At 45.0% G+C, this 23,573-nt stretch carries 22 protein-coding genes; 17 read left to right on the top strand and 5 right to left on the bottom strand.

Going from position 1 to position 23,573, the window contains the following annotated elements:
- Positions 1 to 8: 8 nt before the first annotated feature.
- The 9 genes from Q0V21_RS01650 to nspC all read left to right on the top strand — a co-directional run bounded on the left by Q0V21_RS01650 (position 9) and on the right by nspC (position 11,794).
- A complete protein-coding gene (locus tag Q0V21_RS01650; protein ID WP_079349182.1) occupies positions 9 to 830 on the top strand; it encodes an ABC transporter permease in 822 nt (273 codons plus the stop codon).
- Positions 823 to 1,536 (top strand): heme ABC exporter ATP-binding protein CcmA, encoded by a 714-nt coding sequence (gene ccmA / locus Q0V21_RS01645; RefSeq protein ID WP_301877278.1) that lies wholly within the window; start codon positions 823 to 825, stop codon positions 1,534 to 1,536. Before Q0V21_RS01650 ends, ccmA begins: the two co-directional genes overlap by 8 nt.
- 11 nt (positions 1,537 to 1,547) lie before the next feature.
- Positions 1,548 to 2,114, top strand: coding sequence for a TlpA family protein disulfide reductase (locus Q0V21_RS01640; RefSeq protein ID WP_301877277.1), 567 nt, complete (start codon positions 1,548 to 1,550; stop codon positions 2,112 to 2,114).
- 528 nt (positions 2,115 to 2,642) lie between these two features.
- Positions 2,643 to 4,013 (top strand): cytochrome ubiquinol oxidase subunit I, encoded by a 1,371-nt coding sequence (locus Q0V21_RS01635; protein ID WP_301877276.1) that lies wholly within the window; start codon positions 2,643 to 2,645, stop codon positions 4,011 to 4,013.
- Positions 4,010 to 5,026: a cytochrome d ubiquinol oxidase subunit II gene (locus Q0V21_RS01630; protein WP_301877275.1), complete on the top strand. Its 1,017-nt coding sequence runs from the start codon at positions 4,010 to 4,012 to the stop codon at positions 5,024 to 5,026. Before Q0V21_RS01635 ends, Q0V21_RS01630 begins: the two co-directional genes overlap by 4 nt.
- Before the next feature lie 69 nt (positions 5,027 to 5,095).
- Positions 5,096 to 6,934, top strand: coding sequence for a thiol reductant ABC exporter subunit CydD (gene cydD / locus Q0V21_RS01625; protein ID WP_301877274.1), 1,839 nt, complete (start codon positions 5,096 to 5,098; stop codon positions 6,932 to 6,934).
- Positions 6,931 to 8,664 carry a thiol reductant ABC exporter subunit CydC gene (cydC, locus tag Q0V21_RS01620; protein ID WP_301877272.1) on the top strand — a complete coding sequence of 578 codons (1,734 nt, stop codon included), beginning with the start codon at positions 6,931 to 6,933 and terminating at the stop codon, positions 8,662 to 8,664. Before cydD ends, cydC begins: the two co-directional genes overlap by 4 nt.
- A gap of 762 nt (positions 8,665 to 9,426) precedes the next feature.
- Positions 9,427 to 10,665 (top strand): saccharopine dehydrogenase family protein, encoded by a 1,239-nt coding sequence (locus Q0V21_RS01615; RefSeq protein WP_094936163.1) that lies wholly within the window; start codon positions 9,427 to 9,429, stop codon positions 10,663 to 10,665.
- Position 10,666: 1 nt separating this feature from the next.
- Positions 10,667 to 11,794 (top strand): carboxynorspermidine decarboxylase, encoded by a 1,128-nt coding sequence (gene nspC / locus Q0V21_RS01610; RefSeq protein WP_079349174.1) that lies wholly within the window; start codon positions 10,667 to 10,669, stop codon positions 11,792 to 11,794.
- Positions 11,795 to 11,888: 94 nt separating this feature from the next.
- On the opposite strand, the gene Q0V21_RS01605 is transcribed toward nspC, so the two are convergent.
- Positions 11,889 to 12,662 carry an SDR family NAD(P)-dependent oxidoreductase gene (locus Q0V21_RS01605; protein ID WP_301877271.1) on the bottom strand — a complete coding sequence of 258 codons (774 nt, stop codon included), beginning with the start codon at positions 12,660 to 12,662 and terminating at the stop codon, positions 11,889 to 11,891.
- A gap of 109 nt (positions 12,663 to 12,771) precedes the next feature.
- Between Q0V21_RS01605 and Q0V21_RS01600 the strand changes: the two genes are divergently transcribed.
- Positions 12,772 to 13,128 (top strand): MerR family transcriptional regulator, encoded by a 357-nt coding sequence (locus Q0V21_RS01600; protein ID WP_301877270.1) that lies wholly within the window; start codon positions 12,772 to 12,774, stop codon positions 13,126 to 13,128.
- 122 nt (positions 13,129 to 13,250) lie between these two features.
- Positions 13,251 to 14,123, top strand: coding sequence for a YitT family protein (locus Q0V21_RS01595; RefSeq protein WP_079349171.1), 873 nt, complete (start codon positions 13,251 to 13,253; stop codon positions 14,121 to 14,123).
- Between the two features lie 105 nt (positions 14,124 to 14,228).
- On the opposite strand, the gene Q0V21_RS01590 is transcribed toward Q0V21_RS01595, so the two are convergent.
- Positions 14,229 to 15,047, bottom strand: coding sequence for a MerR family transcriptional regulator (locus Q0V21_RS01590; RefSeq protein ID WP_301877269.1), 819 nt, complete (start codon positions 15,045 to 15,047; stop codon positions 14,229 to 14,231).
- 20 nt (positions 15,048 to 15,067) lie between these two features.
- Positions 15,068 to 15,604: a GNAT family N-acetyltransferase gene (locus tag Q0V21_RS01585; RefSeq protein ID WP_301877268.1), complete on the bottom strand. Its 537-nt coding sequence runs from the start codon at positions 15,602 to 15,604 to the stop codon at positions 15,068 to 15,070.
- Positions 15,605 to 15,871: 267 nt separating this feature from the next.
- Between Q0V21_RS01585 and Q0V21_RS01580 the strand changes: the two genes are divergently transcribed.
- Positions 15,872 to 16,768, top strand: a complete 897-nt coding sequence (locus Q0V21_RS01580) for a cation diffusion facilitator family transporter (protein ID WP_301877267.1) — start codon at positions 15,872 to 15,874, stop codon at positions 16,766 to 16,768.
- Between the two features lie 98 nt (positions 16,769 to 16,866).
- On the opposite strand, the gene Q0V21_RS01575 is transcribed toward Q0V21_RS01580, so the two are convergent.
- On the bottom strand, positions 16,867 to 17,730 hold the full coding sequence (locus Q0V21_RS01575; protein ID WP_179132790.1) for a helix-turn-helix domain-containing protein: 864 nt from the start codon (positions 17,728 to 17,730) through the stop codon (positions 16,867 to 16,869).
- Positions 17,731 to 17,963: 233 nt separating this feature from the next.
- Here Q0V21_RS01575 and Q0V21_RS01570 point away from each other — a divergent pair, with 233 nt between their 5' ends.
- From Q0V21_RS01570 to Q0V21_RS01555, 4 genes are all read left to right on the top strand, one after another.
- Positions 17,964 to 19,184 (top strand): MFS transporter, encoded by a 1,221-nt coding sequence (locus tag Q0V21_RS01570; RefSeq protein ID WP_301877266.1) that lies wholly within the window; start codon positions 17,964 to 17,966, stop codon positions 19,182 to 19,184.
- 437 nt (positions 19,185 to 19,621) lie between these two features.
- A complete protein-coding gene (locus Q0V21_RS01565) occupies positions 19,622 to 20,818 on the top strand; it encodes an MFS transporter (protein ID WP_301877265.1) in 1,197 nt (398 codons plus the stop codon).
- On the top strand, positions 20,809 to 21,168 hold the full coding sequence (locus tag Q0V21_RS01560; protein ID WP_301877264.1) for a GIY-YIG nuclease family protein: 360 nt from the start codon (positions 20,809 to 20,811) through the stop codon (positions 21,166 to 21,168). Before Q0V21_RS01565 ends, Q0V21_RS01560 begins: the two co-directional genes overlap by 10 nt.
- Before the next feature lie 104 nt (positions 21,169 to 21,272).
- Positions 21,273 to 21,752 (top strand): DUF6530 family protein, encoded by a 480-nt coding sequence (locus tag Q0V21_RS01555; protein ID WP_024634065.1) that lies wholly within the window; start codon positions 21,273 to 21,275, stop codon positions 21,750 to 21,752.
- Positions 21,753 to 21,842: 90 nt separating this feature from the next.
- On the opposite strand, the gene Q0V21_RS01550 is transcribed toward Q0V21_RS01555, so the two are convergent.
- Complete coding sequence (locus tag Q0V21_RS01550; protein WP_301877263.1) at positions 21,843 to 22,256, bottom strand: MerR family transcriptional regulator; 414 nt, start codon at positions 22,254 to 22,256, stop codon at positions 21,843 to 21,845.
- 247 nt (positions 22,257 to 22,503) lie between these two features.
- Here Q0V21_RS01550 and Q0V21_RS01545 point away from each other — a divergent pair, with 247 nt between their 5' ends.
- Positions 22,504 to 23,544 (top strand): NAD(P)-dependent alcohol dehydrogenase, encoded by a 1,041-nt coding sequence (locus Q0V21_RS01545; RefSeq protein ID WP_079349161.1) that lies wholly within the window; start codon positions 22,504 to 22,506, stop codon positions 23,542 to 23,544.
- The last annotated feature ends 29 nt before the right edge of the window (positions 23,545 to 23,573 follow it).

Here is a 23,573-nt window from a genome sequence, read left to right as displayed (position 1 = left end):
GATCCATGATGGGAGATATGTTGCAAGTCGTTCGACGAGAAATGAAAATGGGGTTTCGCAATCCTTGGGCCTATTCATTTTTGATTCTTTTCTGCGTATTTAGTCTGAGTTTGCTGATCATTAATTCTCAGAATTTTGTAGCAGGATACTCTGGCACGACAGGTTCCATGTTAAATCTTATTCTTTATCTTTTGCCGCTGATGACTCTCTTTCTGGGTTCGTTCTCGTTGACTTCTGAAAAGGAAGAGGGCAGTTGGCAGCTGTTGTCCACATACCCCATCGGCACGATGTCTTTTATCGTAGGAAAATATCTAGGTCTCTCGGTGGTATTAATGACTATAGTTACATTCGGATATGGATTGATGGGACTTCTTAGTGGATGGGTTGGCAGCCCTTTAGATGTGATGACCTACCTTTTGTTTCTGGTATTTTCCTGCGGACTGGTGCTGCTATTTCTGACGATTGCATTGTTCATCGGTTCGTTATCCAAAAATCGGTGGCAAGCGTTAACGATATCCGTATCCGTTTGGTTTTTCGCTGTGATCGGATGGCCGACACTTCTAATCTCCGTACTGGGACTTATGCCTTATCAGTGGGTAAAACCCTTACTCACCGTTCTAACCTTTATCAATCCGGCTGAGCTGGTACGATTGTTTGTTGTGATCAAACTTGGCGGAGGCTCCATACTGGGTCCTGAATATTATCAGTGGGTTGATTGGGTACAACCATCCAGCGGAAGCTGGATTTTTACGGGGATATGCCTGCTGTGGATAGCATGTTCTATTGTGGCAGTCTACGGGATCTGGGAGAGGGGGCGTTCTCATGGATAACGTGGAAGCAGAGATTGTTGGACTGTGCAAATCCATCAAAAAACAACAGATTGTTGAAGATATATCCTTTCGCGTTTCTTCTGGCCATGTGCTTGCCTTATGTGGAGGAAATGGGGCCGGAAAGAGTACTGTGCTGCGTATGATGGCAGGTATTCTTCAACCTACCTCGGGTGAAATCATGGTAAACAAAATGCGCTGGTCCAAGGAACGAAAGCGGTATTCGGAACAGATCGGATATATGCCGGATGATTATCATTTCAATCAGGGTCTGACAGCAGAGGAAGTGCTCCAGTTCTGGGCGGCGCTAAGAAAGGTCCCCAAAGCGCGAGTATCGGAAGTGCTAACCCTGGTAGGCTTGGCCGAGCAAAAAAACAAGCGGGTCACGACCTTTTCCAAGGGAATGCGGCAGCGTGTGTTATTTGCCCAGGCTCTGTTGGCCAAGCCTCCGCTGCTGATCATGGATGAGCCGACGAATGGACTGGACCCCTTCTGGATGCAGGAATTTGCAAATCTCATCAAACAAATCAAGGAGGAGGGACATATGGTCGTGTTCTCCACCCACCAGCTTGAGATTGCAGATGATGTTGCCGATCACATTGTTTTTATGAACAAAGGACGTAATGTAGGAGATGGCTCAACAGAGGACTTTCGTCAACAGTTTGGGTCGCTTCATGCCGCTTTTCATCATAGTCTCGGCTTGAAATGAAGGTGAATCAATTGGGAAAAAAAAGTGCAAAAAAAAGCGCGAGAATAAGACGTTTCATCACAATCCTGATTGGAATCGCTGCTTTGCTGACCGCTGCGTGGGCAATTTACCAAGGGAATTTATCATCAGATACCCAAAGAATCGGTGCTATTGAAATCGGTGCAGTTGCTCCTGAATTTACTGCCGTTAATTCAGCCGGAGAACAGGTGAAGCTCTCCGATTATCGGGGCAAAGTTGTGATGATTAACTTTTGGGCTTCCTGGTGTACCCCTTGTGTGAGGGAGATGCCGATGATTAATCAGATCGCTCAGACATATCAAGAAGACGTGCAGACCCTGTTTGTCAACGTAGGGGAAGCGAAGGGGACCATTCGTGAATTTATGAATAAACAGCAATTCGATTTCCCTGTAATCATTGATGTGACCGGAAAGGTCTCCGGCCTGTATCGCATCACCGGTCTGCCAGCGACCATGATCATAGATCAGGAAGGCATGTTCAGTCACATTTTGCTCGGTGAGTTGACCAAGGATATTCCCTTGCAGCAATGGCTGGAGGACACCGTCCAACAAAAGAATTGAAACCTTGTAAGATTTAAGAACAAAAGAAGCCGCTATATGAGCGGTTTCTTTTGTTTTTTTTGTAAGCTACAAGAGCCAGAACAACTGCAAACGGTTGGGTTTCGAAAACACCTTTCACCCATAGTGGAAATGAAATGCAATACCACGGTTCTGCCCAATGAATCAATAGCCCCTTTGGGTGCTTTTTACGCTTTTCACCGAGTTGTCGGAAAGAGTTGATCCTTTCTTGAACATTTAGGGACGAAGACGTGTCAGTGATTGAATTGCTCATTCACAAAGATATAATAATTTTAACTATTAGGTCTCGTTCAGAACTTGGTTGGGCAAAGACTCCTTCGTCACTAACTTTGTGAAAAAATTCTCTTTATACATACAACATCGGAGGAGCGCTTTTTAAACCAATTCTGAACCAATGGCGTAGCCGCCCAATCCTGATATTGAAAGTAGTTCAAGGGCTGACTGACCTAATGATTAAAAGCATCAAATCATTGCAAAAATCGAACAGAGTTTGAAAGGAGGCAGTAAAGAATGGCAATTGATACGGTGATGTGGAGCAAGCTGGTGACAGGCATGACGCTAGGGTTCCACGTTATTTTTGCGACACTTGGAGTCGGTGTGCCCCTAATGATCGCTATTGCAGAGTTCATGGGGATCCGTAAAAAAGATCCTCACTACACACTAATGGCGAAGAGGTGGTCACGAGGGTTTGTCATTTCTGTGGCGGTAGGTGTTGTGACCGGCACAGCGATATCACTGCAACTGGCCCTGGTATGGCCGAATTTTATGAAATTGGCGGGGAACGTCATTGCACTTCCGCTATTTATGGAAGTGTTCGCGTTCTTTTTTGAAGCGATCTTCCTGGGCATTTATTTGTATACGTGGGATCGATTCAAAAATCCGTACATTCACTGGCTGCTGACGATTCCGATTGTTGCCGGGGCAGGTATGTCTGCCGTCTTTATTACGACGGTGAACGGCTTCATGAACCAGCCTGGGGGCTTTGTCATGGAGGCAGGCCAATTCACAGCGGTTGACCCAATACAGGCGATGCTGAATACGGCGACGTTTTCCAAGGTGTTCCATGTATTAAGCTCGGCCTATTTGACAGGAGCTGCCCTGTTAGCCGGAATTGCAGCCTTTGCAATGCTGAGAAAAGGGGTATCCGCATACCACAAAAAAGCCTTGAACCTCATGATGGCGGTGGTGCTGCTGTTTGGCGTGCTGAACACGTTAGCTGGAGATGTGTCCGCCAAGTTCTTGGCAGAGCATCAGCCGGAGAAGCTAGCAGCGGCAGAGTGGCATTTTGAGACGGAAAGCGGCGCGGATTTGATTTTATTAGGCTGGCTGAATGCAGAGCATGAAATTATAGGAGCTCTTCACCTGCCGAAACTGCTCAGCTTCCTGGCCTTTAGTGACTTTAATGCCGAGGTAACCGGACTGGAGGAGTTTCCGAAGGACGAATGGCCGCCGCTGCTCGTTCACTACTTGTTTGATTTGATGGCTGGAATCGGATTTACTCTGCTGGCGATCTCGGTTCTGTATTTCCTGTTTGTGTTCTGGAAAAAGCGCAATGAACTGAACAAGTGGCTGCTTGGAATCATAGCCCTGGGCGCGCCAATGGCTTTTCTCGGGGTTGAGCTGGGCTGGTTCTATGCTGAACTTGGACGACAGCCGTGGATTATTCGAGGATATATGCGTGTAGAGGAAGCCGCCACTTCATCACCCAACATAAGAATGATCTTTTTCTTCTTCCTGCTTCTCTACATCGTTCTGGGAGTCATGTGTGTTCTCGTGCTAAGACGTTTGTTCAACAATAATCCGGCAGAAGTCGAGATGGAGAAATGGATGAGGGAAAAGGAGAAGAGCAATCCGACTACAGAAAAGGGTGAAAATGCATGATGAGTTACGAGCTGATTGGCATCTCGGTGCTCTGGCTGTTCTTGTATGGCTATTTAATTGTAGCCTCCATTGATTTCGGGGCGGGCTTCTTTGCCTTTTATGCACGCTTGACGAAACAGGATCACCTGATTAATCGTCTGATCTCCCGTTATTTATCCCCGGTATGGGAGATTACGAATGTATTTTTTGTTTTTTTCTATATTGGCATCGTTGGATTCTTTCCGGACACGGCATATTATTACGGATCAGCACTGCTCGTACCGGGAAGCATTGCGGTCATTTTGCTCGCCATTCGTGGTTCGTTTTATGCCTTTGAGAACTATGGCTCCAAAACTAATATCGTGTATCTGTTTCTATACGGGGCGTCAGGTCTGCTTATTCCTGCTTCGTTGTCAGTAGCGCTAACACTGTCTGAAGGCGGCTTTATCGTGAAGGAGGGTTCGACGGTTTCTCTGGATTTCTGGACGCTGTTTACCAATCCGTTATCATGGAGCATCGTTGGACTGGCGATTGTGTCCGTCTTGTTCATAAGCAGCTCATTTCTGGCCTTTTATGCATCTCGGGCAGAGGATCACTCTGCGTTGAAGCTGGTACGGAACTATGCCCTGTTCTGGAGTACACCGACGATTATTATCGCACTGACTGCATTTATATATTTGGGGCAGCACAATGAGCGACATTTTCAAAATATGATGGATTTATGGTGGCTGCTTGCGCTTTCCGTTGCATTTTTCATGATTGCGATGTGGCTGTTATACAACGGACGCCGTTACGGATTAGCGTTTATATGTATCATGCTGCAATTTTTCTGTGCCTTTTTCGCTTACGGAATTGGTCAATATCCTTATATCCTTGATCCGTACATTACAATTCAAAACAGCGTCACCTCACCAGCGATGGGCTTTGCACTGGTTGTTGTGTTTATCGGTGGCATGTGTATGTTGATTCCTTCCCTGCTCCTGGTCTTCAGACTGTTTCTGTTTGATGCGGACTATGTAAAGGGAAAAAAATAGAGTGAATTTATTTATGCAAAGTGAGGGAGTAGCCTGCCTCATAGGTTCATAGAAAGGAGGAGCGTTTGCATGAAGAGGAAAACAAGTCTGCTTGCTCAACAAATGTCTGGCCAGCGAAAACGTCTCGTGCTCATGGCTCTTATTTCACTCGCACTCGGTATAGCCATTGTGAGTCAGGCCGCACTGCTTGCTGAAGCAGTTCAACGGATTTTCGTGGAGAAAGCTTCCCTCTCGTCGGTCGTCATGCTGCTCGGGTTACTTTTAGCTGCCATGGTCGTACGTACAGGGTTGTCTTATGGGAACGGGAAGGTTGGTTTGCATATGGCTGCCAGTGCCAAGACGAATATGCGGGCAGCCGTGCTGCAACATTTGACCCATGCGTCGATGCCATCAACCCTTCGTGGGCAAACAGGGGGAAAGGTCAGCGTTGCTCTAGATGCTGTGGATGAGGCTGACAGTTATTTCAGTCTGTATATGCCGCGTATGATGGAGGCTGCCATCATTCCGATTCTGATTTTAATTGTAACGTTTATGCAGCATGCCAATTCAGGCTTCATTATGCTGTTTACGGCCCCGTTTATTCCCTTGTTCATGATTTTGGTGGGACTAAAAACGAAAAACAAATCAGAGGAAAAATATGCGCAGCTGGCCGAGTTCTCCGGTACATTCCTGGATTCTCTTCAAGGGCTGGTTACGTTGAAGATATTCGGACGGGCACATCGCCAGCAGAAGAAAATTGAACGCAGCAGTCTGGATTATCGTGATGCCACGATGGGCATTTTGCGGATTGCGTTTACAAATACCTTTATGCTGGAATCGATCGTCATGTTAAGTATCGGTATCGTTGCTCTCGAACTGGCAATCCAGCTGCTTGTATTCAAATCGATGTCGTTCCACACCGCGTTTCTCGTGTTGCTGCTCGTTCCCGAGTTTTACAGTTTGTTGAAAAATACGGGAACCGCCTTTCATAGCGGGCGAACAAGTATGGGAGCGGTTCGTAAGGTAGAGCAGATGCTCGAGACAACGGCTGGAGAGAGCAAGTCGGTAGATGGAAAAGGAGGATTAGGTACATCCGATGGAATCGACGAGGTCGACAGCATGAATCGGATGGAAAGGGAGAACGGGATAGGTACATTGCAAATGGACATTTTCAATGACAGTTCCATGCCACCATCCATGACATTAAACCATCTCCGATTTCGATACGCGCTAGAATCATTTGAGCTTGAAACTGGGCGGGTCCAGCTTGATCCGGGAGAACATATTGCCATTGTCGGCAAAAGCGGCTCAGGGAAAACGACGTTACTTCATCTCATTGTGGGTTTGCTGAAACCAGCATCAGGAGAGGTTCTGGTCAATGGACAACCGCTATCCAAGTATGATGAGGCTGCATGGTTCGAACAGGTCAGCTACATTACACAGCATCCGTATATTTTTGCAGGTACATTTGCGGAGAACATTGCGATTGGTGCGGGTCGGAACGTCTCCAGGACTGAAATTGAGCAGGCGGCAGAAGATGCGGGGCTTGCCGAAGTGGCTGCACAATTGGAGCAGGGCTTTGATACCTTGGTTGGTGAAGGTGGCCGAGGTCTGTCTGGTGGGGAAAAACAGCGGCTTGCCTTGGCACGTGCTTTTTTGAAGCGGCCTTCCATCATATTGTTTGATGAACCCACGGTGGGTCTGGATCTGCACACAGAGCAGATCCTGCAACGCTCCATTGCCGCATTGGCAAAGAGGGCGACGATGATTACGGTGGCTCATCGGCTATATACCATTCAACATGCCGACCGCATATTGTTTATGGACCACGGTGTGTTAGTGGATACGGGACGCCATGAAGAGTCTCTGAAGCGACTACCCGCGTATGCGGAGATGATTGATGTTCAACGAAAAGGGGGCTTAGCATGAATGAGCTAGCGATTTTATCCAAAGCATTGATTCAGGAGCGAAAGGATATTATCCTTTCGATTCTAGCTGGGTTTATTGCCGGAATAGCAGGAGTGGCCCTCTTTTCCGCGAGTGGGTATATGATTTCGCAAACGGTCTTTGCTCCACCGCTCTACACCTTAATTGTACTCACCTCAATGGTCAAGCTGCTTGGCCTGCTTCGGGCTGCGAGTCGTTACGGGGAGCGCTTGTATTCCCACAGGGCAACGTTCTCCATGCTTAGCCGTTTGCGTGCATCCTTCTTTGCCCGACTCATTCCTTTAACGCCGGGTATATTGAACAAAAAGCGAAGCGGGGATCTGCTTGCCCGAATCGTTGGGGATGTGGAGAGTCTACAGCATTATTTTTTACGTGTTGCTTATCCACCGATCATTGTGGTCATGGTCTTCTTGGCTACGGTGTTGTTTACTTCAGCCTTTTCATTCTGGATTGCGGGTCTGTTTGTATTAGGCATGCTCACAACGGCATTGGTTGTACCGGGAGTGGTTTTGCTTGGGCAGCGGAAAATACATGGACGTGTTCGCGAGCAACGGGCGCTGCTTTCCACGGAAGTCACCGAAGTATTGTATGGATTTCGGGATTTGAAAGTGTACGGACAACTGGCACAGCGGGAGCAACAGCTTCAGCAGGCTTCTACGGCGTTGACGGTTCAGCAGCAGCGGGCTGCCGGACACTTGCTGCGCGGGCAATCCATGCACACATTGGTTACGTTTCTTATTTCGTGGGGCGTGCTGACGCTTGGAGCCTATCTTATTATTGACGGAGCGCTAGCTGGCGTGTTTCTTGCAATGCTGGTTATGGCCTCACTAACCGTTTTCGAAGAAGCTGCAGCAATGGCTACATTACCCTATTATAAGCAGGATAGCGAGCATGCTGCGAAAAGACTGACGGAAACCATACAGACCTCTGATGTACAGTCTGAGTCTGCGCAGCCCGACGGCGCGTTATCTGGTAATCAGGCGGTATCGCTTGAGCTCTCCAGTGTTACGTTTCAATACGAAGGGGAGTGGAGACCGGCACTAAAGGACATTTCGCTGCATATTTTACCGGGCTCCAAAACGGCAATTGTCGGACCGAGCGGATCAGGAAAATCAACGATTATTGAATTACTGCTTAAACTGCGAACACCCACGACCGGGGAGATCCGTTTAAACGACATTTCGGTGAATGAACTGGATGAGACAAGCATTTGGCAATCGGCTAATGTCGTGCTGCAGCAAAGTCATTTCTTCCGGGGAACGATCCGGGATAACCTGCTGTTGAATGATGAAGAACATTCGGATGAACAACTGGTAGATGTGTTGGAAAAAGTACAGCTACCCAATACATCTTTAACGGATGTAGTCTATGAAAAAGGGGAAAACCTGTCGGACGGCGAGAAGCAGCGGCTGGCTCTGGCACGGGCGATGCTTCGCAAGGGACGGTTGTGGCTTCTCGACGAACCTACTTCCTCACTGGATTATGTTACAGAAGAACGTGTGATGAAACACCTCTATGCACAAGCGGCAGAGGATACGCTTCTAATGATCTGTCATCGCCTTACGGGTCTGGAAGAGATGGATCGGATTGTGGTCATGGAAGAGGGAAGGGTAGTGGAGGCCGGCCCCTATGCGGAGTTAATGGAGCGAAAAGGCTATTTTTATGAAATGAAGATGATTGAGCGGCAAATGATCGGAGTATCTGGAGTGTAAAGAGCAAGATATGCACTGATGCAAATGAAAGAGTGTACTTCATCGCAGATTTAACATTCGCCATACAAAAAAATACACTCGCACACGTTTACACTGTTATCACATCGTACGTGTGCGGTTATCCCAGAGCTGCCGGTCGCCGTAGACGTTGTATAGCAGAGAAAACCTGTTGTGGGATACGAGTAGAACGCGAGTTCCAAAATGATGAAATAAATAATTTTTAGTGATCACTTGATTTTTTTTAATGTATCTGATATCGTAAGACCTGTGATTTTGGAAAGCAGATATATCAACATAAATCAGGTCTTTCCAGCAGATAATTTTTGACCACTTCCCCAAAAGGAAGTTAAGGCCATACGGACAGCCGGGTCAAACGCCGATTGGCAACTTATGTTGCCTTATTGATTGAGTTAAAAGCTCAAATTTTATAAGTTGGTTACTTTACAACCAGTGCACCTGCACATCAACTTGTGAAACGGTCAATAAGAGTGGTAAAGGCGAATTATTTGCTATATAGACTCTGATCTGATATTGATATACATGAAGAAGCTTTCCGCTGGAGGAGTTCTTTTGAACTTTTTTAGTTATGGAGACTTTGCGTCTTTTTTATGATGTATATCGACAAGCAAGTGTGATGATGCGCGATTGTGGCATTTTTCACCTTGCTTTTTTTGTTGCTTCAAAACGGGCGAAAAGTGAAAAATGAGAAAAATAATAAAGTTAATTTTTAAAAAAATTCATATTGGGTTAGGAGAATGGAAAATGGGAAAAGCACTAATCATCGGCGCCGGCGGCGTAGCTTCAGTAGCAGTTCATAAATGCGTTCAAAACAGCGAAGTATTCGAGGAAATCTGCATCGCAAGTCGCACGAAATCCAAATGTGACGACCTTAAAGCCAAGCTGGACGGCGGTAAAACAAAAATTACAACAGCTCAAGTGGATGCTGACAACGTTGACGAACTGATTGCCCTCATCAACGAAGTTAAACCGGATATCGTCATGAACCTGGCATTGCCTTACCAAGACCTGACAATCATGGATGCTTGCCTTGCAACGAAAACAAATTACATGGATACAGCTAACTATGAGCCGGAAGATACGGCGAAATTTGAATACAAATGGCAATGGGATTACAAAGAGCGTTTTGAAAAAGCCGGAATTACAGCTCTGCTCGGCAGTGGATTTGACCCAGGTGTTACGGGTGTATTCTCTGCTTATGCGCTGAAGCATTACTTTGACGAAATTGAGTATATTGACATTCTGGACTGCAACGGCGGGGATCACGGCTATCCGTTCGCAACCAACTTCAACCCTGAAATCAACATCCGCGAAGTTTCGGCTAACGGAAGATATTGGGAAAAAGGCGAATGGATCGAAACTCAACCAATGGAAATTAAACGTGTCTATGACTTCAAAGAAGTTGGCGAGAAAGACATGTACCTGCTTTATCATGAAGAACTGGAGTCCCTGGCTAAAAACATGCCTGGTCTGAAACGTATCCGTTTCTTCATGACATTTGGTCAAAGCTACCTTACGCACTTGAAAGCCCTTGAAAATGTGGGCATGACATCGATCGAACCGATCGAGTACGAAGGCAAACAAATCATTCCGCTGCAATTCCTGAAGGCGGTACTGCCAGATCCGGCGTCCCTTGGACCACGTACTGTGGGCAAAACGAACATCGGCTGCATTTTCAAAGGTAAAAAAGACGGCCAAGACAAAACGTACTACGTGTACAACATCTGTGATCACCAAGAATGCTACAAAGAAGTCGGTTCCCAAGCTATTTCTTACACAACAGGCGTTCCAGCTATGATTGGTGCAGCAATGGTGATGACTGGCAAATGGAACAAACCAGGCGTATACAACGTTGAAGAGTTCAACCCGGATCCATTCATGGAAGAGTTGAACAAATGGGGTCTCCCATGGGTTGAAGATTTCAATCCGGTACTCGTTGACGAACTGCCAGAAGAAGCCAAAGAATCGGAGCTCGTTCGTTAAGATGCGGTTTGAGCAATTACCGACGCCATGCTTTGTTGTTGATGAGGGACTAATCGAGAAAAATCTCAAAATCCTGAACGGTGTCATGCAACGTACAGGAGCCAAAATCGTGCTGGCTCAAAAAGCATTTTCCATGACCACAATGTATCCGCTCATTGGAGAATACCTGAGCGGTGCAACGGCAAGCGGGCTGTATGAAGCCCGCCTCGGTCATGAGGAGATGGGCAAAGAGAACCATGTCTTCGCCCCAGCCTATCGTGAAGATGAGATCGATGAAATCCTTTCGATTTCCGATCATATTATTTTCAATTCATTCTCCCAACTGGAGAAATTTAAGGGCAAGGCACTTCAGGCTGGACGCAAAGTGGGCCTGCGTATTAACCCTGAATGCTCGACACAGGAGGGGCATGAGATTTACGACCCATGTGCTCCTGGTTCCCGTTTTGGTGCCAAACAAGAGGATTTCCGCGCAGAGCTGCTGGAAGGTGTCTCTGGACTGCATTTCCATACATTGTGCCAGCAAAATTCAGACGATCTGGAAACGACGCTGAATGCGGTAGAAGAGAAGTTTGGACAATGGCTGCCACAAATGGAATGGATCAACTTCGGCGGTGGTCATCACATCACACGCGAAGATTACGACATTCCAAGACTGGAAGCTTGCATCAAACGCATGCAGGAGAAATATGGCCTGGAAGTATATCTGGAGCCGGGCGAAGCAGTTGCTCTAAACGCGGGCTTCCTGGTCACTTCTGTGCTCGATTTCCACAAGAACGGTATGGACATTGCCATTTTGGATACCTCGGCCACATGTCACATGCCGGACGTGCTGGAAATGCCGTATCGCCCGCCGCTTATCGGTTCGGGAGAAGCGGGAGAAAAACCACACCTGTATCGTTTGGGTGGGCAAACTTGCCTGTCGGGTGATGTAATCGGCGATTATTCATTTGACCAACCACTCAAAACAGGTGACAGATTGGTATTTGAGGATATGGCGATCTACTCCATGGTCAAAACCAATACATTTAACGGCATGCCGTTGCCAGCCATTGCCGTGAAAAGAAAAGATGGCGATTGCGAAGTGGTTCGCGAGTTTGGCTATCAGGACTTCAAAATGAGACTGGCTTAATACTTTTTACAGATATAGCAAGAGCAAAAGGGAACCTGATCACAGGTTCCCTTTTGACGTTTAACATAGGATGGGTTAACGGCTATGTTTATGATTATTCGTTGGGTTTCGAGGCTGCTCTCGTTGCATACGGAAAGATCGGTTCTTTCAATTCAAATTCATAGGTTAATCCATTTACAATACCGACGACGCTTTCGCTGTCATATAATTCAAGCAAAAATCCAGCCATTTGTTCTGCTGTATGGAATTTGGGAACACGGCCCTCATATTCGAACTGGTCTATATCAAAAGATCGTTTTGCAAATTCCGTTTCCGTTGCAGCAGGCGCGAGTACTTTTGCTTGCATTGCTGCATGATTGCCTTTTAATTCTTGTGCAAGTCCTTCCGTAAAGGCACTTACATAGAACTTTGTTGCACAGTAGGTTACTGCATCCGCCACGATCGTATATCCACCACCAGAAGAAATGTTAATGAGCTGTGTGCCCTCTACCTCTGCATAATCACGTACATACAGGGAAGAAAGAATGGTTAATGCTTCTATATTCAGATGAAGCATCTGTTCGATTTTAGGTAGATGTTGTTCACCAACCGAAGCAAAATTTCCGAATCCTGCGTTGTTAATCCATGTTTCGATAGAGTAATGATGGAGACTTTCGTAGAATGCATGGACATTGGCAGCGATGGACAGATCCACCATGCGAATGACGATGTCCAGCTCAGGATCAATTTCAATTACTTTCGATTTTAACTTCTCCAGTTCGTCGCTTCTGCGTGCAGCCAGGATCAAATGTTTGCCGCGAGCCGCAAAAGCCAAAGCTGCTTCATAGCCAATGCCCGAACTGGCACCGGTAATCACTGTATATTTCATGGATATTCCTCCTGGATTTCAGTTCATTATTTATTGTGATATGACTACGTGTTGATTATACTGATTAGAGCTTACTCTAAGTCAAGCGGAATATAGAAGGAGGATCACCATGCATACAATCGGTGAAGTGGCTGAACTACTCGGTATCAGTGCCCACACATTGCGTTATTATGAGAAGGAGCAGATTATCATACCGCTCCGTGATACTAGTGGAGATAGACGATACAACGAATCGCATCTGAAATGGTTGCATTTTGTAATCAAACTAAAAGAGACTCAAATGCCCATCGCTATCATCAAAAAGTACGCATCCTTATTTCAGGAAGGTGAGCATACGGCTGCAGAGCGTTTAAAGTTGCTGGAAGAGCACAAAGAGGCGATTCAACAGCAGATGCACACACTTCAGTTAGCAGATCAGATGCTGGAGAATAAAATTACGGCATATCGAGTATTAATCGGGAAATAATGTAATCTGATCGAGGAACGAGCAGAGCGAATTCAGTGGTTGCATATATGACGATCTATTGCCAAAATAGTGAATTTTGTTATAGACTATTTTTTATGTTTGTTCATCAAGGGGGAAAAGGAATGAATCAAAGGAACGTGCAAAAGTCTAACAAGCTGAAAATCATCTCCAAAGTATTGCTGATTATGATCGGGGCTTTTATTACCTCATATGGTCTGGAAGCCATATTAATTCCAAATAATGTATCAGACGGTGGTGTGACAGGTCTGAGTATCGTAGGCTCACAACTGTTTGGTTTACCGTTAGGGATGCTGATTGGTATTATCAATATTCCATTTGTCTGGTTAGGTTATAAACAGATCGGTAAAAGCTTCGCTATTTATTCCATCATCGGTATTGCCTCGTTAGCCGTGGGTACAAGCCTTATGCACCATGTACCTACGATTATTCAAGGGGATACGTTGTTAATTACCGTCGTGGGTGGTATTATCATCGGTTTTGGTATGGGTTTGGCGTTGCGTAATGGTGGGGCATTGGATGGAATAGATATGTTGGCTGTCCTGCTTTCACGGAAATTACCTTTTGGAACGAGTGATTTAATCTTATTCCTGAACATGTTTGTCTTTATTGTTGTTTCAACCGTATTTGGTCTTCAAGGGGCGATTCTGTCCGCACTTGCTTATTACATTGCTTCCAAAGTGATTCATATTGTTGAAGAAGGTTTGAGCGGATCCAAAACCTTTAAAATTATCACAAATCAACCTGAGATCATGGTCGAAACGATTCGCGACCGTTTAGGTCGTGGAGCAACCTATACCGATGCTTACGGGGGTTACTCCAATGAACAATTCAAAGAAATCACTTGTGTAATCAACCGTATGGAAGAAAGCAAGATCAAGGATATCATTCACGAAATTGATCCCAATGCTTTTGTTGTAGTTTATGATGTAGCCGAAGTGAAGGGTGGCAATTTCAAAAAGAAAGATATTCACTAATCCCTAAATATACATAGAAGTCGCTAATATAGCGGCTTTTTTGTTTTGGGAATAGAAGCTATTGTCTCAAGCCGAATCAATAACTTCTACTCCCTGTGGAGTTCTTCATTCCTTGGCAATCCGTAACTGTATTTCCGTCAGAAATTGCTCGGTAATGATCGTATCTCGATTATCAATTTCATAAATTTCAAACGGATCTCCCATTAAACGGAACCCATTTTCGTTGGCATATGCAACGACCTCAAGCATTTTTTCATGACTTTGACGGTAGTTACCCCGATAAAATAATGACAGATAATCGCCAGCTGGCAGGAAATAATCATATTCGATTTTTCCAGAATCGTCAGGACTAAAGATAAAGAAAACGGAGTTGAAAACATCCCGTACACCATGCTTTAATTCCTCAAGTGAGACGGATGCACCGTACAATTGGTTGCCGAAGTCGGGAATGTGACTATTATGCTTTTGATGCAGTTTTTTAATGGCATAATCCATCTCCTCGTCCCGCGTTATACGTGTATTGAGCTGCAGACAAGGCCGATCAGGATACGTTTTGATAGAGTAAACCCCCGTCTGAATGCTGCTTGCGTCAGTCAACACCTTGATTCTGCCCTGGATAATACGCTGCGTAGTTTCGAGCTTGGCGATTTGTTCCTTAATCAGCTCCTGTTCCGTGAATAACAATTCAAGCGTATTTTCGACACTTTGCTGATCCAAATACGCTTTGATCTGTTGCATAGTGAAATCCAACTGACGCAGGTCCCGGATGATATTCAGTTTATACATATCCTGGAGGCTGTACAGCCGATACCCGTTTCCGTCTCGCCGGGGCTGCAGCAGCCCTAATTTTTCGTAATAGCGAAGTGCGTCAACACCTATTCCGTAAAGCTTAGAAATCTCATTGATTTTATAATCATTTTTCATCGTTTTATCCTCATTTGCACTTAGCTATTATATGTGTGCGCGTAAGTTGGAGGCGCGCCATACACTTCCTTATACAGCAATTTTCTAACCATTTCAAATTGTGTCGAGGTCAACTTTGCCGGATAACTCATGATCTGTAATGACAAGTTTTGCTGCCTTACAGCACGAAGAGGTGGTTGAACATAAGAATGATCTCCCAGGTAGAATCCCAGGCGCTCATAAAATCCGATCCTTCTCCGCTTCAGCTCGTCTTCTGGCAATTCGACTTCCAATATAACCGGCTTGGCGGACTGCTTCATGAAACGCTCCATTAAGCGCTTGCCTATGCCGCCTCCACGAATGTTCGGGGAAACAGCGACATGCTCGACGTATCTGAACGACTCGAACTCCCAGCCTGCGAGAAAGCCAATCACTTCATTATGCTCATTCTCTTCTGTGAGAAGGTGATAGCATGAATTGGACAGCAGCTTCTTCTGTTCTGAATATTCCCGATATTCAGCTTCGGGAAACGACTGCTTCATAATTTCAAACACTTGGTCAAACTGTTTTTGCAACATCAACTGAACCACTCCTAATTTGTAAAAGCCATATTTGCGCTACATTCACGATAAACCCTGGTACGATACCAGAGTCAAGCAATATGGCAGAGATCACAATTCCTAAAGTAAGTTTACTTATTACAACTTTTTTTAGTCGGGGTCAAACTCTTTCATTGTACAGACATTGTTTTACTTGGTTCAAAACGTTTCTCTAGACCCACACAATATCGTGATGATACCATCGTAAAGTGCTAGAAAACAGTTAGAATCAGGGGGATTACGTTAGTGGAGCAAATAAAGTACGACAACTTAAAACTGGGAGAAAAGGGAGCAATCATCAGTATTATTGCTTATATTTGTCTGACTGCAATTAAAATGGTCATCGGTTATATGTCTAATTCGGAAGCTTTGAAAGCGGATGGGTTAAACAATGCTACCGATATTATAGCTTCAATCGCGGTTCTTATCGGTCTGAGACTTGCTCAACGTCCGGCTGATAAAGATCATACATATGGACATTGGAAAGCAGAGACCGTTGCCTCACTGGTTGCATCTTTTATCATGATGGTAGTAGGTTTACAAGTGTTATACGAAGCTATGACATCCGTATTCCAGGGGAAAAGCGAATCTCCGGACATCTTCGCAGCATGGACAGGCATTTTCTGTGCCGGAGTGATGTATCTGGTTTACCGATATAATAAAAGACTTGCTTTAAAGATCAAGAGCCAAGCGGTTATGGCAGCTGCAAAAGACAATATTTCGGATGCCTGGGTTAGTATAGGAACAGTTATCGGCATCATCGGTTCCCAATTTGGCCTGCCATGGCTCGACCCATTAACAGCTGTAGCGGTGGGCTTTCTAATATGTAAAACTGCTTGGGACATTTTTCGGGAAGCTACACACCATCTTACGGATGGGTTTGACGAAGAACTCATCAAGGTATACAGAAACACGATTGCCAATATTGATGGGGTAGAGGCAGTTAAAGATTTAAGAGCTCGTAGTTACGGTAATAATGCTGTTGTAGATGTTGTCATTCTTGTACGATCGGATCTGGATCTTCAGAAGGCTCATGATATTTCAACAAATGTAGAGGACGAATTGTTAAGAGAACATGATGTGTACACTGTTCATGTTCACGTTGAGCCAGACGAAGCTCCTAACGAAGCGCTTTTATTATAAAACATGAGCGACACTACAAGGACTTTCCAGTAAACAGGAATATCGTTTTCTCTTCTTGATGTAAGACAGAACAGGTAGCCCGATGGCTACCTGTTTTTTTAGTTGAAAGGGTCTCCGAACATGTCCTTTTGATTCTTCTTGCGGAAACTTCTCGGAGACTCACCAACCGTTTTGGTAAAAAGAATCGTAAAGTAGTTTGGGTTCTCGTACCCGACCAACTTGGAGATTTCCCATATTTTTTTCTTGGTAGAAACCAACAATCGGGTCGCTTCTCCCATTCTTCGTTGAATGAGGTAATGATAGGGGGAGGTACCGTAGCAGTTCTTATACATATGAATTAAATAGTAGAAATCAATATGGAATTGATCAGCCAAGTCCTTCAGCTTAATATGCTGCCTGTAGTTCGTATCCAAATAGTCTTTGATGCTTTCGGCGAGGGTATTGCTCGGAACGATCTCACTTGCTGTGCGCTGATGGTGCGACATCCGATCGATAATCAGCAGAATGGCATGCAGCAGATGATGGGAAATAGAGACGTATCCTTCTTCCCGGATTGAAAATTCATTGAACATGGTCTGCATTAACGAACGGATCTCTTCCGAATAACGGTTGGCACGAACAACTGGTTCACTGCCGGGAGGAACAACCCAATCGCTGTTGGCGCGAGTACCCTCTTTGAAACGAAAGCCACAATAGAAGGTGGATAAAGGGGATTCGGGATCTGATTTTTCCTCGTGAAGTGTTCCTTTGTTATATACAAGAAGATCTCCCTTTTGGGCGGAGTGCTTGATCCCATCAATCGTGAACGAGCCACGGCCGTCATTCACGTAAATAATCTCATGCACATCGTCATGCTTATGGGTTGGAAAACTCCAATGGGGGTTGTCTGCCAACTTCCCAACATAAATAATAATACAATCTTGATCTTCATCCATTGGTTCGGATTCATGGCGTGTATTCATTAATGTCTTCCCTTCAAGATTCTGTGGTGAAATGACAACATGCATAATGTTTTGGAAGAAGACCACAACAACCTTTATTGTCGCTTGGCATGTCTGACAGTACAATTTCACTATTAATAATATGTACTATATAACGATCGGAAGGGATGTGGAAGCAAAATTTGATAGGAATGGATTCTAGTTTAAGAAATTGAAACGCTTGCAACATTAGAGAGAATTGTGAGGGCTTATGCATGACTAGAAAAAGAGAGAATTTACTTATTTTAATACTTACATTCGTTAGCTTTGTATTGGGAACAACCGAATACGTGATTGTGGGCGTATTGAAGGAAATCGAAACCTATATGAAAGTATCGCTGGCTGCCGCAGGTGCGCTCGTATCCGGCTTCGCCATTGCCTATGCGATTGGAACACCGTTTGCTGTTGCATTCTTGGCCAAAATTCCCCGAAGAAACTCCATTTTAATTGGATTTGCAGTCGTGCTTGCCTTGAACGTATTAACGATCTTCTCAACGACATTCTTTTCCCTGATGATTATTCGGATCGTCTCGGCTGTCGCTTGCGGACTTACGATATCGCTTTCGATTTCAATTGCAAGCGACGCAGTCAACCGGGAACGAAGAGGGGAAGCAATTGCTTGGATACTGGGCGGGTTTTCCATCGCCAATGTGCTTGGCGTCCCGCTCGGCACCTTCATCGGACAGCATCTGAACTGGTCCATGACGTTTGTTGTTACGGCCTGCATCGGTGTGATGCCATTCATATTCATGTTCCGTATTCTTCCACGACAAACGATGACCATTGCCGGTTCATTCAGCGACCAGATGGCTCTATTTATGAAGCCTCGCATACTACTGGCCTGTTTGATTCCGGTCCTTGGAAACAGTTGTATTTTTGTGATCTTTACGTATATCACTCCGTTGCTGGGACAGTCCATGGGCATACCCGCAGGTTGGATTAGTGCTGTACTCCTCATCTATGGTGCCTGCAGTATACTGAGCAACTGGATTGGGGCCAAAATAGCAAAGGGAGATTTCTTACCCAAGCTCAAATGGCTTTTCGTTATTCAAGCCGCTATCTTTTTGGGGCTGAGTTTCACCGTATCTCATCTATGGCTGGGATTGGCGTTTCTGTTCCTGATCGGTTGTCTGTCATCCTCCATGAGTGCGGCTTCTCAACTCTATTTGTTTGATGTCTCCGGAGCAATAGCGCCAAATTCCAGACCGTTTGCTTCCACATTGCTTCCCGTAGCGGCAAACGTGGGTATAGCGCTTGGCTCTGGAGTCGGAGGTCTTGCTGTCGATTTGGGTGGTGTAGAGTGGGTGCCTCCTGTAGCTGTGGTGCTCGCTTTATTAGCCTTTGTTATTACAGTGGTGTGCCAACGTTCCATTCAATTGAAGCCGGAAGAAGCAGTTTCCCCTAAACTGGATTACAGCATTCCAAGTACCCATTAGTAGATCCCTGAAGACTGCTCTTTGATCCACGATTATATTTTTTCATAGAGTGAAACCAACATAATCATACATGTTCGAGTATGAAAGTCGCTAATCTAGCGGCTTTTTTTGTTTTTACGGATCAATTGTTTACCCGGAAATTACGGTAAGAATGAGCTGAGCAAATAACGTTTCTTTAAGAACACTCTCTGTTCAAAACAGGAAGTGGAAAGACGGAATTAAAGAAAACGGTTGACGCAGGAAGTGATCCTGTATAAAATGAAGCCGTGATTTAGTAAATTAGTAATTTAGTAAATTAGTAATTTAGTAAATTAGTAAATCTAAAGTTTGTGGATAGGAGGGGGAAATTGTTCAGTTCTTGCCTTGCAGAATGATGAAATAAATAGGGAGCGGCTGCACACGGTAGTAAAAATCTTAAAGGATAAGGGGAATTGAAAATGTTTGCGAATCGATATGTTCGAACCATTATCCTTTCCAGAGTGCTGCTACAACTGGGAATATGGATTCGGAATTATGCTGTGCTTCTTTATGTTTCCGAATTGACACATAACAATCCGGTTGATATATCACTGATTTCGGTTGCGGAATTTGCACCGATCTTTATATTTGGCCTGATTGGCGGGACCTTTGCCGACCGATGGAGGCCGAAGAGAACCATGGTCTGGAGCGATGTGTTATCCGGCTTGTCTGTCGGGGCCGTACTTCTTGCAGTTATGAATGGCGGATGGATTGCACTTCTGATCGGATCATTTGTTTCTGCCAGCTTATCGCAATTTTCTCAGCCTTCGGCGATGAAACTGTATAAACGGCATGTACCCGCCGAACAATTGCAGGGTGTTATGGCGATGTCCCAAACGCTGGTCGCTGTCTTCATGGTGCTTGGACCGGTGATCGGTACCTTTATTTTTATTAAGTTTGGCATTAACGTATCCCTGTTCTTGACAGCAGCTATGTTTCTGGGATCCTCGCTTGTATTATCCTCTCTTCCCCGGGATGTAGAGGAAGCTAGGTCAGGGAATACCGGCAGCTTCGTCAAGGAGATGACCGACGGACTGCTATATATTGGGGCCAATAAATCCTTGAGAACACTGGGATTAACCTTCTCTGCAGTCGGATTAGCATCAGGATTGACTCAGCCGCTTCAAATTTTCCTTGTCATTGAGAATTTGGGACGGGATAAACCTTTTTTGCAATGGCTGGTGATGGCTAATGGGGGGGCCATGTTGGTTGGTGGTGCTGCAATCATCGGAATCTCTAAAAAAGTAAAGCCACAATTATTGCTTTTGGTCGGTTTACTGGTTAATGCTGTCTGTACTGTCGGAATGGGTGCGTCTAAGCAAGTTTGGCTGACTATTGTTCTGCTCGTGATCAGTGGTCTGTTCTTTCCTTGTATCCAAGGTGGAATTCAGACGCTTCTTATGCGAAACACGGAGGGGGCATTTATTGGCCGGGTATCCGGAGCGATCATGCCGATTTTTATGGGAATGATGGTAATTGGCATGTTTATCTCCGGATATATCAAGGATACCTTCTCCTTGCTTAGTGTATTTATGACGAGTGGTGTTTTTGTGGTTATCGGAGCGCTGTTACTGCTCCCTATTGTCAAGGAAAAGGAGAGAGCGACATGGATATGAATAAGCGCAAGGAGCTGCTGGAGGAATACAAGCAGATCAAGACTTATATGGGCGTAGCCCAAATCAAAAACAAAATAAACGGTAAAATCTATATTGACAGCTATCCCAACTTGAAAAACAAATGGTTCACTCTGAAAATGCAGCTGGATCAAGGGAGATTTGCAAATCCTCAGCTGCAAAAAGAATGGAGAGAATTTGGAGAAGATGCATTCACTTATGAGGTTCTGGAGCAGAAAGATATCGATAAGGTGACGGATATACGCTGGGAACAAAAGCAGCTCCTGAAGTCTTGGCTCCAAAAGTTACAGCCCTATGGAGACAATGGCTATAATAGACCTCCTAAGGATTAAAGGATGATGCAGTTATTGAGGTTTGACTAACGATGAAAATCAAGATAAGATGAAACCGTCGTTTAGTAAATTAGTAAATAAGTAGACGGAATGAGGGAATAAAATTGAAAATACCTACAACGTTAAAACATAAACCGGTTATCGTGTCGGATAATTATGAGAAGGTTGACGGCCGAATGGCTGGGAATACCGACGCAAAGGGTCTTTCCCTGGGATTGGCTCAGTGGAACGACAGAGGAAAGGTTGATATTTCAGCCAAGGTATGGAGGTATACCGGAGAAAAATGGTCAAGACAATCCGAGGAACTGCCTCTCCATCGCGTGCTTGATTTGTCCATCCTCATTTGTCGGTCCCTGGAACATTTTCGCGAGGCCTATAGATATGAGCATTTGTATGACCCAGAGCAGCCTGTCATTGATCGGGTTGGCCTGCAAGGAGATGCGATGTCTGTGGAGATCTGTACGGACAATGAGAGAATTAATGAAGACATTAAGCTGTTTAGCCAAGCGCTTAGTGATGATGATGAAATGATTGGTGAGCGTTTACGCACATTATCCAAAATATTAAAGGATATGGGTTATTAAAAAGAAAACGTACACAGAAGTGGATTGATCAACAAAGACCTAAACGGCTAAAGCCGTTTAGGTCTCTTTATTATGTTGAGCATAATTCAATCAATTGGCGATGAAGTTTCCCATTCTATGATTTTTATGAATCTCTTCCGTTCCAGCATTAAGGGCAGTCCTGTAGTAGGCACGCTTATGTTCAATCACTTCCATCGTCTTTCTAAGTTCTTCCATTTGCGCTTCCACATTAGCCTTGCGTTCTGTGAACATGTCATATCGCTCCTGTAAGGTGGAATCTCCCTCGGAGCACCATGCAATAAAATCCTTGATATCCTTAATCGGCATTCCGGTAGATTTCAGACATTGAATGATCTTTAAAAAATCGATGTCGGATTCTTTAAAGTTTCGTGCTCCGCCAGGGGTTCGTTCAACAAAAGGCATGAGTCCTTCCTTGTCGTAGTAACGCAAGGTATATACGGTTAGATTCAAATCTTTGGCAACTTCGCTAATCGAATATGACATTCATTTTCCCCTTTTCTTACTAGTATAGACTTCGAGCTAACTCTAGGATCTTTCGGAGATTCTATCATGCTGTATGTGGGATGTCAAAGTTTCTAATGACATTTGACCTAGAGTTAACTAGAGGGGTTAAGATCGTATTGTAGGAGAAAAGCAGGGCTGAATTCAATGGAATTCAAGCCAAGTCATGACTTGTACCCTATGAGCGTGACTCTCTTGGAAGAATGATAATCTTAGGAGGTTTTTAAAGATGATAACTGCGAAAGCACGAGCTGTTGACGGTCCGGACCAATTGTTTCGGGCAGCCGAGATTAAACGACGTGATCTTGATTTGCACGATGTCCTGATCGAAATTAAATATGCAGGCATATGCCATTCTGATATTCATACTGCTCACGGCGAATGGGGACCCGTAAACTATCCGCTCGTTCCTGGACATGAGATCGCAGGATTTGTCACAGATGTAGGAGCTGAAGTTTCAAAGTATAAGGTTGGTGATCGAGTAGGGGTCGGATGCATGGTTGACTCTTGTGGCGAATGTGAAAACTGCCGCCAAGGTGAAGAGCAGTACTGTCTCAAAGGAAATATTCCTACCTACGCGGGCGTTGACAAGTATGGCGAACCCACACAAGGCGGGTACTCCACTCACATTGTCGTAACAGAGGACTTCATCGTCCGGATTCCTGACAATATCGAGCTTGATGCAGCTGCACCGCTGCTTTGCGCAGGTATTACAACATACTCGCCGCTAAATCGTTGGGGAGCTGGTCCTGGTAAAAAAGTAGCGATTGTGGGTATGGGTGGACTTGGTCACATGGCTGTCAAAATTGCACACGCTATGGGTGCAGAAGTAACTGTACTGTCACAATCTTTGAAGAAAAAGGATGATGGCTTGCAATTCGGGGCAGATCATTATTTCGCGACAAACGAACCGGAAACTTTCGACAAACTTGCCGGGTATTTTGACCTGATTATTAACACCGTAAGTGCGAGTATCGACATCAATGCTTACTTCTCACTGCTTACTCTGGATGGTACTCTGGTGAACGTGGGTGCTCCAGGGGAGCCGTTGTCTGTAAACGTGATGTCGCTCATCGGACAACGTCGTTCGTTCGCAGGCTCATTGATCGGAGGCATTCGTGAGACTCAGGAAATGCTGGATTTCTGTGCAGAACACAGTATCGTTCCTATGATCGAAGTCATCTCAGCCGACCAAATTGATGAAGCTTACAAGCGTGTGTTGGTATCGGATGTGAAATACAGATTCGTCATTGACACGAGCACAATTTAAGTCAATTAAACTATAAGTAAAAAGAAGAA

The sequence above is a fragment of the Paenibacillus sp. 11B genome, assembly GCF_030487755.1.
Lineage (GTDB): Bacteria > Bacillota > Bacilli > Paenibacillales > Paenibacillaceae > Paenibacillus > Paenibacillus vandeheii.
Note: the sequence above shows the minus strand (reverse complement) of the source record. Positions and strands in the feature narration are given on the sequence as shown.

Coding starts and splice junctions, on each gene's coding strand:
- Q0V21_RS01650 (WP_079349182.1), top strand. CDS start 9: ATGGGAGATATGTTGCAAGTCGTTCGACGAGAAATGAAAATGGGGTTT.
- ccmA (WP_301877278.1), top strand. CDS start 823: ATGGATAACGTGGAAGCAGAGATTGTTGGACTGTGCAAATCCATCAAA.
- Q0V21_RS01635 (WP_301877276.1), top strand. CDS start 2,643: ATGGCAATTGATACGGTGATGTGGAGCAAGCTGGTGACAGGCATGACG.
- Q0V21_RS01630 (WP_301877275.1), top strand. CDS start 4,010: ATGATGAGTTACGAGCTGATTGGCATCTCGGTGCTCTGGCTGTTCTTG.
- cydD (WP_301877274.1), top strand. CDS start 5,096: ATGAAGAGGAAAACAAGTCTGCTTGCTCAACAAATGTCTGGCCAGCGA.
- cydC (WP_301877272.1), top strand. CDS start 6,931: ATGAATGAGCTAGCGATTTTATCCAAAGCATTGATTCAGGAGCGAAAG.
- Q0V21_RS01615 (WP_094936163.1), top strand. CDS start 9,427: ATGGGAAAAGCACTAATCATCGGCGCCGGCGGCGTAGCTTCAGTAGCA.
- nspC (WP_079349174.1), top strand. CDS start 10,667: ATGCGGTTTGAGCAATTACCGACGCCATGCTTTGTTGTTGATGAGGGA.
- Q0V21_RS01605 (WP_301877271.1), bottom strand. CDS start 12,662: ATGAAATATACAGTGATTACCGGTGCCAGTTCGGGCATTGGCTATGAA.
- Q0V21_RS01600 (WP_301877270.1), top strand. CDS start 12,772: ATGCATACAATCGGTGAAGTGGCTGAACTACTCGGTATCAGTGCCCAC.
- Q0V21_RS01595 (WP_079349171.1), top strand. CDS start 13,251: ATGAATCAAAGGAACGTGCAAAAGTCTAACAAGCTGAAAATCATCTCC.
- Q0V21_RS01590 (WP_301877269.1), bottom strand. CDS start 15,047: ATGAAAAATGATTATAAAATCAATGAGATTTCTAAGCTTTACGGAATA.
- Q0V21_RS01585 (WP_301877268.1), bottom strand. CDS start 15,604: ATGTTGCAAAAACAGTTTGACCAAGTGTTTGAAATTATGAAGCAGTCG.
- Q0V21_RS01575 (WP_179132790.1), bottom strand. CDS start 17,730: ATGAATACACGCCATGAATCCGAACCAATGGATGAAGATCAAGATTGT.
- Q0V21_RS01570 (WP_301877266.1), top strand. CDS start 17,964: ATGACTAGAAAAAGAGAGAATTTACTTATTTTAATACTTACATTCGTT.
- Q0V21_RS01565 (WP_301877265.1), top strand. CDS start 19,622: ATGTTTGCGAATCGATATGTTCGAACCATTATCCTTTCCAGAGTGCTG.
- Q0V21_RS01560 (WP_301877264.1), top strand. CDS start 20,809: ATGGATATGAATAAGCGCAAGGAGCTGCTGGAGGAATACAAGCAGATC.
- Q0V21_RS01550 (WP_301877263.1), bottom strand. CDS start 22,256: ATGTCATATTCGATTAGCGAAGTTGCCAAAGATTTGAATCTAACCGTA.
- Q0V21_RS01545 (WP_079349161.1), top strand. CDS start 22,504: ATGATAACTGCGAAAGCACGAGCTGTTGACGGTCCGGACCAATTGTTT.